Annotated in this window: 8 protein-coding genes; 4 read left to right on the top strand and 4 right to left on the bottom strand. The window is 74.4% G+C overall.

Annotation, left to right across the window (positions count from 1 at the left end):
- On the bottom strand, window positions 1-1,273 hold a 1,273-nt coding region (gene aspS / locus F6X68_RS24940), incomplete at its 3' end, for an aspartate--tRNA(Asn) ligase (protein ID WP_151456563.1).
- A gap of 439 nt (window positions 1,274-1,712) precedes the next feature.
- Between aspS and lipA the strand changes: the two genes are divergently transcribed.
- A complete protein-coding gene (gene lipA / locus F6X68_RS24935; RefSeq protein ID WP_192581533.1) occupies window positions 1,713-2,762 on the top strand; it encodes a lipoyl synthase in 1,050 nt (349 codons plus the stop codon).
- Between the two features lie 64 nt (window positions 2,763-2,826).
- Entirely contained in the window at window positions 2,827-4,599 is a 1,773-nt protein-coding gene (locus F6X68_RS24930; protein WP_151456561.1) for a hypothetical protein, read from the top strand.
- Between the two features lie 83 nt (window positions 4,600-4,682).
- Here F6X68_RS24930 and F6X68_RS24925 read toward each other — a convergent pair whose 3' ends face one another.
- Together F6X68_RS24925 and F6X68_RS33660 are read right to left on the bottom strand one after the other, a co-directional pair.
- Window positions 4,683-7,580: a helix-turn-helix transcriptional regulator gene (locus tag F6X68_RS24925; RefSeq protein WP_225852406.1), complete on the bottom strand. Its 2,898-nt coding sequence runs from the start codon at window positions 7,578-7,580 to the stop codon at window positions 4,683-4,685.
- Window positions 7,581-7,786: 206 nt separating this feature from the next.
- Window positions 7,787-7,957, bottom strand: a complete 171-nt coding sequence (locus tag F6X68_RS33660) for a hypothetical protein (RefSeq protein ID WP_192581532.1) — start codon at window positions 7,955-7,957, stop codon at window positions 7,787-7,789.
- A 194-nt stretch (window positions 7,958-8,151) separates the two neighbouring features.
- Here F6X68_RS33660 and F6X68_RS24920 point away from each other — a divergent pair, with 194 nt between their 5' ends.
- Entirely contained in the window at window positions 8,152-8,841 is a 690-nt protein-coding gene (locus F6X68_RS24920; protein ID WP_132236063.1) for a DUF4191 domain-containing protein, read from the top strand.
- A 59-nt stretch (window positions 8,842-8,900) separates the two neighbouring features.
- On the opposite strand, the gene F6X68_RS24915 is transcribed toward F6X68_RS24920, so the two are convergent.
- Window positions 8,901-9,302 (bottom strand): RDD family protein, encoded by a 402-nt coding sequence (locus F6X68_RS24915; RefSeq protein WP_151456559.1) that lies wholly within the window; start codon window positions 9,300-9,302, stop codon window positions 8,901-8,903.
- Between the two features lie 264 nt (window positions 9,303-9,566).
- On the opposite strand from F6X68_RS24915, the gene glnA reads away from it, so the two are divergent.
- Window positions 9,567-10,991: a type I glutamate--ammonia ligase gene (gene glnA / locus F6X68_RS24910; RefSeq protein ID WP_132236059.1), complete on the top strand. Its 1,425-nt coding sequence runs from the start codon at window positions 9,567-9,569 to the stop codon at window positions 10,989-10,991.
- The last annotated feature ends 93 nt before the right edge of the window (window positions 10,992-11,084 follow it).

Below are 11,084 nucleotides of genomic sequence, written 5' to 3'. Positions count from 1 at the left end.
GGTGGAGGTCGCGGGGGAAGGCGGTGACCTCTCGGACGTTGGTTGCGCCCGTCAGGCGGGCCACGAAGCGTTCCAGGCCGATGGCGAAGCCGCCGTGCGGGGGCATGCCGTGCCGGAACGCGTCGACGTAGCCGGCGTACGGCTCGACCGGCTCGCCCCGGGCGGCGAGCGCCGCCAGGTAGTCGGCGTGCCGGTGCAGCCGCTGCCCGCCCGTCACCAGCTCCAGTCCCCGGAAGAGCAGGTCGAACCCGTTGGAGTACGCGGGCCGCGCCGGGTCCGGGTGGGTGTAGAAGGGCCGCTTCGCCATCGGGTAGCCGGTGACGAAGAGGAACTCCGAGCCGTGCTCCCGCCGCGCCCACTCGCCCAGCGCCCGCTCGTGCGCCGGGGCGAGGTCCGGCTCGTCGGCCGGCGCGCCCGCGATCCTGAGCGCCTCGGTGAAGTGCACGGCGGGGATCTCGGCCGGCACGTCCGGCGCCGACACCCTGAGGGTGGCGAGCGCGCCCCCGGCCCGCTCCCGTACCGCGTCGAGCATCCCGGCCACGGTGTGCCGCAGCACGGCCATGACGTCCCGGTGGTCGGCGACGAAGCCCAGCTCGGCGTCGAGCGAGGTGTACTGCGCCAGGTGCCGGACGGTGTCGTGCGGCTCGGCCCGGAACACCGGCCCGACCTCGTAGACGCGCTCGAAGACGCCGACCATGAGCTGCTTGTAGAACTGCGGCGACTGCGCCAGGTACGCGGGCCGGCCGAACCAGTCCAGCGCGAAGACGTTCGCCCCGCTCTCGGTGGACGAGCCGACGACCTTCGGCGTGTGGATCTCCACGAAGTCGCGGGCGTCGAGCGTGGCCCGGAACCCGGCCACCGCCGCCGCCGAGACGCGCAGCGCCGCCGCCCGGGTCGGGTGGCGCAGCGCGACGGGCGCGTGGTCGAGCTGGGTGGGCAGGCTCGCGGTGAGCGCCGGCCGGTACAGGTCGAACGGCGGCGGCACGGCGGGCGGGCCGAGCGGTCGTACCGTCGGCGCGGTCAGCTCGACCCCGGCGGGCGCGGTCGGGTTCGCGACCACCGTGCCGGTGACCTCGACGACCGTCTCCTCGGTGAGTGCCTCCACCTCGGCGCGCACGGTCGGGTCGGTGACCACCACCTGGGTCAGGCCGGCGGCGTCCCGGACGATCAGGAAGGCCACCGACTTGAGCAGCCGGCGGCGGTGCACCCAGCCGGCGATCCGGACGGGTACGCCGACATGGGCGGAGAGTTGGCGGGACAGGACACGTTGCATGGCAGGGCTGCCTCTCGGTCGATCGCGACGCCTGCCAGCGGGGTGGCGGGCGTCGCCCCAACCCCGTCAGGTGTGGGCGAGCGGGAAACCTCGCGGTGCCACCACACCTTCGCCCCCGCGGACGGGGGCCTCGTTCGTCGCCTTTTCACCGGGGCCAGCCGGGCGGGCTCTACTGGGCTCTGCGTGTGGAAGGGGCCCTTCCTCCACCGGAGGCGTTGAGAAGGTGCCCTTCCTTGCATGCCGTTCTTCCCGCAGCTCGGGAGGGTCTTCGCGGGCCCGGTGCCAGACCGCCTCGCAGCAACCGGCGGCTCTCTTCAACTGGCGGGTCGGGGCGCTACTCGGCTCCGTCACAGCTCTGGCGGGCACGCTAGCACCCCCGCCGAGGCTCCTGTGACTGGTTTTTCCCGGCCCCGGTGTCCGGCGTCACAAGACTCCCGGGGTGACGCCGGTCGCCCGAACTACATCGACGGCGGCCGTCGGGCGTAGGCTCGGTTTTGTGACGATCGAGCACTCCGCGCCGACGACCGGCCAGGCAGCGCGCACGACGACGCCCGCCCCCGAGGGGCGGCGCCTCCTGCGGATCGAGGCGCGCAACGCCGAGACGCCGATCGAGCGCAAACCGCCGTGGATCAAGGTCAAGGCCAAGATGGGGCCGGAGTACACCCAGCTGCGCGGGCTCGTCTCGCGCGAAGGGCTGCACACCGTCTGCCAGGAGGCCGGCTGCCCCAACATCTACGAGTGCTGGGAGGACCGGGAGGCCACCTTCCTCATCGGTGGCGACCAGTGCACCCGGCGCTGCGACTTCTGCCAGATCGACACCGGCAAGCCGGCCGAGTTCGACGCCGACGAGCCGCGCCGCGTCGCCGAGTCGGTGGTCTCGATGGGCCTGCGCTACGCGACCATCACCGGGGTGGCCCGCGACGACCTGCCCGACGGCGGCGCCTGGCTCTACGCCGAGACCGTCCGGCAGATCCACGCCCTCCAGCCGGGCTGCGGCGTCGAGCTGCTGATCCCCGACTTCAACGCGGTCCCCGAGCAGCTCGCCGAGGTCTTCGGCGCCCGGCCGGAGGTGCTCGCCCACAACGTGGAGACCGTGCCGCGGATCTTCAAGCGGATCCGGCCGGCCTTCCGCTACGAGCGGTCGCTGGACGTGATCCGGCAGGCCCGCGCCGACGGGCTGGTCACCAAGTCCAACCTGATCCTGGGCATGGGCGAGGAGCGCGCCGAGGTCTCCCAGGCGCTGCGCGACCTGCACGAGGCCGGCTGCGAGCTGATCACCATCACGCAGTACCTGCGCCCCACCCCCCGGCACCACCCCGTCACCCGCTGGGTCAAGCCGGAGGAGTTCGTCGAGCTGCGCGAGGAGGCCGAGGAGATCGGCTTCGCGGGCGTGATGAGCGGGCCGCTGGTGCGCTCGTCGTACCGCGCCGGGCGGCTCTACCGGCAGGCGCTCGAGGCCCGCGAGGGCCTTCCGGTCACCGCCGGCTGACCACCCCGGCGACGCGCCGGCACCGTTCGACCACGGGCCGGCGGCAAACTGCCATGATCGGCTCATGACGGTCGGCGTACGCCAGCGGTGGCGTGACTCGCGTCCCGCGCTCCCGCCCGACCGGCGGCGCGTGCTGCCGACCGTCCTCGCCGTGCTCGCCGTCGTGGCCGGGACCGGCTACCGCCTCGGTCTCCTGCTGCACGACGCCCCGCCGACCAACAGCGACGAGGCCACCATGGGCCTGGCCGCACTGCACATCTCCCGCGGGCAGGAGTTCCCCGTCTGGTTCTACGGCCAGGCGTACATGGGCACGCTGGAGGCCTACCTGGCCGCGCCGGTGTTCGCGCTGGTCGGCCCGTCGACGCTCGGGCTGCGCCTGCCCACCCTCGCCCTGTACGCGGTCTTCGTCGTGCTCGCCTGGCGGCTGACGCTGCGGCTGACCGGGGACCACTGGTTCGCCCTGCTCGTCGTGGTGCTGCTGGCGCTCGGCTCGGACCGGGTGGTGAAGAACCAGCTCATCGCCGGGGGCGGCTACCCGGAGATGAACGCGGCCGGGGTGGCGCTCGCCGTGCTGGCGTACGACCTGGCGGCCGGCCGCCCCGGACGCCGACTGCCGCGCTGGGCGGGGTGGGGATTCCTGGCCGGGCTGATGCTCTGGGTGGACCCGCTGGTGCTGCCGTACGTGGCCGCGACCGGCGCGGTGCTCCTCGCGTACGGCCGGCGCGAGCTGCGCGGCCGGGCCGGGGTGCTGCTCGGTGCCGCCGCGCTCGTCGGGGCCGGGCCGCTGCTGGTGCACAGCCTGGCGGCGGGGCGCAATCCGATCGCGGCGGTGCTCGCCGCCGGTGGCTCCGGGCAACCCGCCGGCTGGGCGGACCGGCTGCACGGGGGGCTGGTGCTCGGCCCGCCGCTGGGCATGGGCTTCTGCTCCCCGAGCCACTGCACGCCCGGCCAGTCGTGGTGGGCGGTCGCCCTCCCGCTGCTGCTCCTCGCGGCCGCCCTGTCGGCCTGGCGCACGCTGCGCCCACCCGTCGCAGATCTTGGACAGTTGCCGTCAGCTCTGAACGGCAACTGTCCAAGATCCATCGTGGCGGCGGGCGGGGCGGTCCGGCTCGCCCTGGTGGTCGCGGCCGTCGGGACGCTCGCCCTGTACACGGCCAGCAGCGCTGCGGGCCGCACGCCGGTGGAAAGCTCCCGGTACCTGTCCTGCCTGCTCATCTCCGTTCCGGCCCTGCTCTGGCCGCTCTGGTCGGCCGCCCGCCGCGCACTCCGACCGGTCACGGCCGGCACGGTCACGGCCGGCACGGACACGGCGGGGCCAGGCCTGGCCGGAACGGTCACGGCCGGGGCAGACATTGCCGGAGCGGACGGTGTCCGGACACGCGGTGGCGCGGGGGCCGGGGCGCGGTGGCGGGGCATGACGGGCATCGCGGCGGCCATGGTGCTCGCGGCCACGCTGGGCACCGCCGCCGTGGCCACCGGCGGCGCGGTCGACGCCGCGCCGGCCGCCCGCGCCGCCGAGGCGCGGCACGCCGGACTGGTCGCCGCGCTGCGCCAGCGGGGCGTCCGGCACGTGTACGGCGGCTACTGGACCTGCAACCGGCTCACCTTCGCCACCCGCGAGGACGTGCTCTGCGCGGTCGTCGACGACGACCTGCGCCCGGGGCACGACCGGTACCTGCCGTACCGCCGGGCGGTGCGGCAGGCGGCGGCACCGGCCTGGGTCGCGCCGGCCGGCTCACCGCTGGCGGCCCGCCTGGACGAGCGCCGGCGCGCCGACCCGGCCGCGCTCGACCTGGTCACCGTCCCCGGCTGGCGGATCTACCTGCCCCGCCCCTGACCGGCTCCTTCGCTCCTGGTCCCACGCCCACCGGCCGGTCGCCCGACCGGTCGCTCTCGACTGGCGCCCGCCGGGCGACAGGATCAGCGGGGCGCGGTGGGAGCGCCGAGCAGGCCGAGGCGGTGGGCCAACGCGGCGGCCTCGACGCGGTTGCTCACGTCGAGCTTGGCGATGATCCGGGAGACGTGCACGCTGGCCGTCTTCGGCGAGATGAAGAGCCGCTCGGCGATCCGGCTGTTGCTGTGGCCCTCGGCGACCAGCCGCAGCACCTCCCGCTCGCGCTGGGTGAGCAGGTCCGCGCCGGGACGCCCCCGGGTCGCCCCGCGCAGGCCGACCCGGCGGGCCAGGGTGGCGGCCTGCGCCGCGAGCGGTACCGCGCCCAGCCCGTCGGCGATCGCGGCGGCCTCGGCGACCGCCGCCGCCACCTCGTCCCGCTCCCCCGCCGCGGCCGCCGCCTCGGCGAGCGACAGCAGCGCCCGCCCGAGGGGGTACGGCTGCCCGTCGGTGCGCCACGCGGCGACCGCCGTACGCCATGCGGCAAGTGTCTCGCCGCCGACGGCCAGGAGGGCCGCCACCTGGGCGGCGTGCGCCCGCTCGGCCGGATGACGGGCCGGCAGCCCGGCGGCGAGGGCGGACACCGCGCCGGCCAGTTCGGCGTCCCCGGTCCGCTCGGCGGTCCGGGCGACGGCGCTGAGCACCGGCCAGCCCTCCCGGGGAAGCTGCGGCAGGCGCTCGTCGGCCAGCGCGGCGTATGCCGCGCGTACCGCGCCGGCCGGGTCGTCGGCCGCCAGCGCCGCCTCGATCCGCAGCTCCCGCAGCGGCAGCCGGTGGTTCGGCCACAGGTAGGGCCGGGCCAGGAAGGCCAGGGCGCGGTCCACCAGTTCCTCGGCGGTGGGGTGGGCCCGGGCCAGCCGCAGCCCGGCGCGGAGCTGTAGCCAGTGCAGGCCGGACACGCCCGGCAGGTCGATCCGGGCCGCCTCCGCGCAGGCGGCGTCGGCCTCGTCCCAGCGCCCCAGGGCGATCAGCGCCTCGGCCTGGTTCGACAGCAGGTACGCGCCGGTGGAGCGGCTGACGCCGACCCGGCGCGCCTCGGTCGCCCCGGCGGCGGCCGCGTCGGCCGACTCGGCGTACCGGCCCAGCTCGAACAGCACGTCGGAGAGGTGGACCAACGCGCTCACCAGCGCCGGCGCCGAGCCGGCGGCGCGGGCCCGGTCCTCGGCCAGGCGCAGCCCGGCCAGGCGGCGCTCGGGTGACGGCTCGGTACGGCAGAGGATGGCGATCCGGGTCGGCAGCAGCTCCAGGTCGTCGCCGAGCGCCTCCTCCGCCTCCGCCGCCTCGGCCGCGAGCGTCCCGGCCTGCTCGGGGTCGAGCCGGAACAGCTGCGCCGCGATGTCGGCGAGCAGCCGGACCCGTTCCGGCCCGTCCGGCGCCCCGCAGGACAGCCGGTACGCCTCCCGCAGCTCGGCCGCGCCGTCGCTCTTGCCGAGCATGGCGAGCATCCGGCCGCGCCGGTCCAGCAGCCGCGCCGCGCGCAGCGGCTCCGCCTCGACGTCCACCTCGGCCAGGGCGGCCCGGGTGAGGGTGAGCGCGCGCTGGTAGTCGCCGGCGGTGGTGGCGGCGGCGATGGTCTCCTCCAGCACCGCGAGGTGGTCCATGTCGAGCCGGTCGGCCGCGTCGGGCACCAGCTCCCACACCTCCAGCACCCGTTCCAGCAGCCGGCTCTGCTCCGCGTACGCGTACCGGTCGGCGGCGGCGCGCGCCGCGGTGCGGGCGGTCACCAGGGCCCGGGGGTGGTCGTGTGCGGCGTACCAGTGGTGGGCCGTCTCGGCGGGGGCACGGCCGGCGGCGACCAGGTGCGGCTGGGCCTCGATGGCCGCCGCCCAGCGGGCGTGCAGCCGGGCGTGCTCGCCGGGCAGCAGCTCGTCGTGGACGGCCTCGCGGACCAGCGCGTGCCGGAACTCGTAGTCGCCCTCCGGGTCGGCCACCACGAGCTGGGCGGCGACGGCGGCGCGCAGCGCGTCCTCCAGCTCCGGCTCGGGCAGCCCGGCGACCTCGGCGAGCAGTTGGTGGGCGAACCGGGTGCCCCCGGCGGCGGCCATCCGCAGCACCCGCTGGGCGGCGTCGGGCAGCCGGTCCACCCGGGCCAGCAGCAGGTCGCGCAGCGTCTCGGGCAGCGTGCCGCAGCCGACCGGGCCGCCGGCCGCGGCCAGCTCCTCGATGAAGAACGGGTTGCCCTGGGTGCGCTGGTGGATGTCGTCGACCGCGCGGGCGAGCGGCTCGGCGCCGAGCAGGTCCGCCAGGACCGCCCCGGTGCCGTCCCGGTCGAGGCGGCCCAGCTCGATCCGCTCGACACCACGGGCCCGGTCCAGCTCGGCGAGGAAGGGCCGCAGCGGGTGACCACGGTGCAGCTCGTCGGTGCGGTAGGTGCAGACCAGCAGCAGCCGGGCGGTGCGGGCGGCGCGCACGAGGAAGGCGATCAGGTCGCGGGTGGACCGGTCGGCCCAGTGCAGGTCCTCGATCACCAGCACCAGGGGCTGCCCGGCGGCGAGCCGCTGGAACAGCTCGGCGACCAGGTCGAACAGGTAACCGCGCGGGGCGTCCGGGACGAGTGCGACGGCGGGCGCGGCGACGCCGGCCGGTCCCCGGGCGAGCTCCGGCAGGAGGCGGGCGAACTCGGCCTCGTACCCGTCGAAGACGCCGGGACCGTCGCGGCGCAGCACCGCCCGCAGCGCGGCGGCGAACGGCGCGAAGGGCAGCCCGGCCTCGCCGAGTTCAAGGCACTGGCCGACCAGCAGCCGCGCGCCGGCCTCGGCGGCCGACCGGCCGAACTCCTCCAGCAGCCGGGTCTTGCCCACCCCGGCCTCGCCGCCGACCAGGACCGTGGTCGGTTCCCCGGCGCGGGCCCGGCCCAGGGCGTCGCGCAGGGCCACGATCTCCCGCTGACGGCCCACGAGGACGGTGCTGGCGGCGCGTACGGTCACGGCTCCGAGCATGCCACGGCCCTCGCCGCCGCCGGCTCCGCTGACCGGCCGGTCAGCGGAAGGCACCCGGCGCGGGTCGCGGGCCGGCCGATCGGCACGCTCGGCCTGTCGCTGGCCGGCCCGCGCGCCGTCGTCCCGTCGACGGTCGGCCCGGGCGGCGTCGGCCCCCGGCGGTTCGGTGGCGACCGCCGGGGGCGCGGGGCCGCTCACCGACGCACGTCGCCGGCGCGTCCCGGGTGATGCCGTCGACTGAGCCAGGCGCGCGTGGTGCGGCGCGGCAGGGCCCGGGCGAGCCGGTCGACCGCGGCCTCGGCGTGCAGCTCGGCGGCGTGCGTACGGTGGATCGAGAGGATGAAGTCTGCGTCGTTGCCGAACATGTGGGGCTCCCTGGGTCGTCTTCGGCTGTCGACTCCGACTCTGCGCGCGAAGGTGCCCCCGGGGCATGGGTCCGCCGCCCGATCTTCGCCCGCCTGCCCTCCTTACTCCCGCCCCTCGGCGGCGCTACGGCGGCGTAAGGTACTCAGCCTGGCCGCGGACAACGCGACGTGCGGCGACCACTAGACTCTGCGGCATGGCAAAGCCCCAGGAGAAGGTCTCGTTCGGCCAGCGGCTGAAGCAGATCGGGATGGTGTTCAAGTTCACCGCCAAGCAGGACCGGTGGTTCGCGCCGTTGGCCGCCGGCGCGGTGCTGATCCCGCTCGCTCTCACCGTGGTCGCGGTCCTGCTCTGGGGCTGGATCTGGCTGCCGCTGGGCATCCTGTTCGCCCTGCTCTGCCTGCTGATCGTGCTCAACCTCCGGTCCAACCGGGCGATGATGAACGCCGCCGAGGGGCAGCCCGGCGCGGCGGCCCAGATCATGGAGAGCATGCGGGGCGACTGGCGGGTCACCCCGGCGGTCAGCTCCACCACGCAGATGGACATGGTCCACCTGGTCATCGGCCGGCCCGGGGTGATCCTGCTGGCGGAGGGCAACCCGCAGCGGGTACGCGGGCTGCTCGGCCAGGAGAAGCGGCGGCTGGCGAAGGTGATCGGCTCCGCCCCGCTCTTCGACTACGTGATCGGGCAGGAGGAGGGCGAGCTGCCGATCCGCAAGCTGCGCATGACGCTGATGCGGCTGCCGCGCAACCTCAGCGGCAAGGACGTCAACTCGCTGGACAAGCGGCTCAAGGCGCTCACCGCCCGCCCGCAGATGCCCAAGGGCGCGATCCCGAAGAACATGCGGCCCGCGCGGGGCGCGTTCCGCCAGACGCGCGGTCGCTGACTTCCGACGCGTACGCGAAAGAGCCGGGCCTGTTCGCAGGGCCCGGCTCTTCGTGCGTCTCAGGGGCGGGGGGCGTCGGTGACGACGGAGCCCGCCAGGCGGTCGTGCAGGCCGCGACGGTGGCCGTCCATCAGCAGGGCCGGGACGACCAGGGCGAGCAGCAGGCCGCGCAGCAGGGCCCGGGCCACCCCGATGCGACCGCCGTCGGCCCAGGCGACGCAGCGGATCTTCGTGATGAACATGCCCGGCGTCTGCGCGAAGAGCCCGAGGAAGAAGCCGTACTCGACGATCAGCACCAGCACGGGTGCCCACCCGTCACGCACCGGGTCGGCGAAGCCCCCGGCGATGAGCAGGCAGAGCACCCAGTCGATCACCAGCGCGCCGAACCGGCGCCCCAGGCTGGGCGGCGTGAAGGCGGGATCCGACGCGGGCGGTACGGGGCGATCATGCGGCTTGGTCACAACCGTCAAGGGTATCCAGGGGGTGTGGACGGATCGGGGACGGTCGCCCGCACCCGGGCAGCAAAAAGGGGCGAAAGCGAGCAAGTGTCAATAGAATGGCACAGTCGGTGGTGTCCCGTCGCACGGTCCGGCCCCGCCCGAGCGGCGCGGATGACGCTCCGCGAGGGACGTAACACGGCAGAAACACTCAAGACATGGCCGGGCAACCGCGCGGCCATAGCGTCGCCAAGAGCCTAGCCACCCGTGGACGTGCCAGGAGGACGTGTGTTCGCCAATCCCGAGGAACTCCTGCGATACCTCAAGAACGAGGACGTGAGGTTCGTCGACGTACGGTTCTGTGACCTGCCCGGCGTGATGCAGCACTTCAACCTGCCGGTCGAGTCCGTCGACGATGCCTTCTTCACCGAGGGCCTGGCCTTCGACGGGTCGTCGATCCGCGGTTTCCAGGCGATCCACGAGTCGGACATGCTCCTGCTCCCGGACGTCGCCACCGCCTTCATCGACCCCTTCCGGGCGCAGAAGACCCTCGCGCTCAACTTCTTCATCCACGACCCGTTCACCCGCGAGGCCTACAGCCGCGACCCGCGCAACGTGGCGAAAAAGGCCGAGGCCTACCTGGCCGCCAGCGGCATCGCCGACACCGCGTACTTCGGCGCGGAGGCGGAGTTCTACATCTTCGACTCCATCCGCCACGAGACCTCGGCGCACCAGTCGTTCTACTACATCGACTCGATCGAAGGCGCCTGGAACACCGGCCGCGAGGAGCCGGGCGGCAACCGCGGCTACAAGACCGCGTACAAGGGCGGCTACTTCCCGGTGCCGCCGGTCGACCACCTCGCCGACCTGCGCGACAGCATCGTGCGCCGGCTGGTCGACAGCGGGTTCACCGTGGAGCGCTCGCACCACGAGGTGGGCACCGCCGGCCAGTCCGAGATCAACTACCGGTTCTCGACGCTGCTGCACGCGGCCGACCAGCTCCAGCTCTTCAAGTACATCGTGAAGAACGAGACCTGGGCCAACGGCAAGACCGCGACGTTCATGCCGAAGCCGCTCTTCGGCGACAACGGCTCCGGCATGCACACCCACCAGAGCCTGTGGCTCAACGGCGAGCCGCTGTTCTACGACGAGACCGGCTACGCCGGCCTGTCCGACATGGCCCGCTGGTACATCGGCGGCCTGCTGCACCACGCCCCGTCGCTGCTGGCCTTCACCAACCCGACGGTCAACTCGTACCGCCGGCTGGTGCCGGGCTTCGAGGCGCCGGTCAACCTGGTCTACTCGCAGCGCAACCGCTCCGCCTGCACCCGCATCCCGGTGACGGGCAGCAACCCGAAGGCCAAGCGCGTCGAGTTCCGCGTGCCGGACCCGTCGGCCAACGTCTACCTGGCCTTCTCGGCGATGATGATGGCTGGCCTCGACGGCATCAAGAGCAAGATCGAGCCGCCGGCACCGATCGACAAGGACCTCTACGACCTGCCGCCGGAGGAGTGGGGCGACGTCAAGCAGGTGCCAGGCTCGCTGTCGGCGGTGCTCGACTCCCTCGAAGCCGACCACGACTACCTGCTCGACGGCGGGGTGTTCACCCCCGACCTGATCTCGACCTGGATCGAGTGGAAGCGCACCAACGAGGTCGACCCGGTGCGCCTGCGCCCGACCCCGCACGAGTTCGCCATGTACTTCGACTGCTGACGCAGCAGGACACCCAAGGAAGGCCCCGGGTCCCCCGGGGCCTTCCTGCGTTCACCGCGCACCCCCGCCCATGCCACGCGCCTTCCCCACTCG

It is taken from the genome of Micromonospora sp. AMSO12t, from assembly GCF_008806585.1.
Lineage (GTDB): Bacteria > Actinomycetota > Actinomycetes > Mycobacteriales > Micromonosporaceae > Micromonospora > Micromonospora reichwaldensis.
The sequence above is the reverse complement of the archived record's forward strand: the minus strand, read 5'-3'. Positions and strand labels throughout refer to the sequence as shown.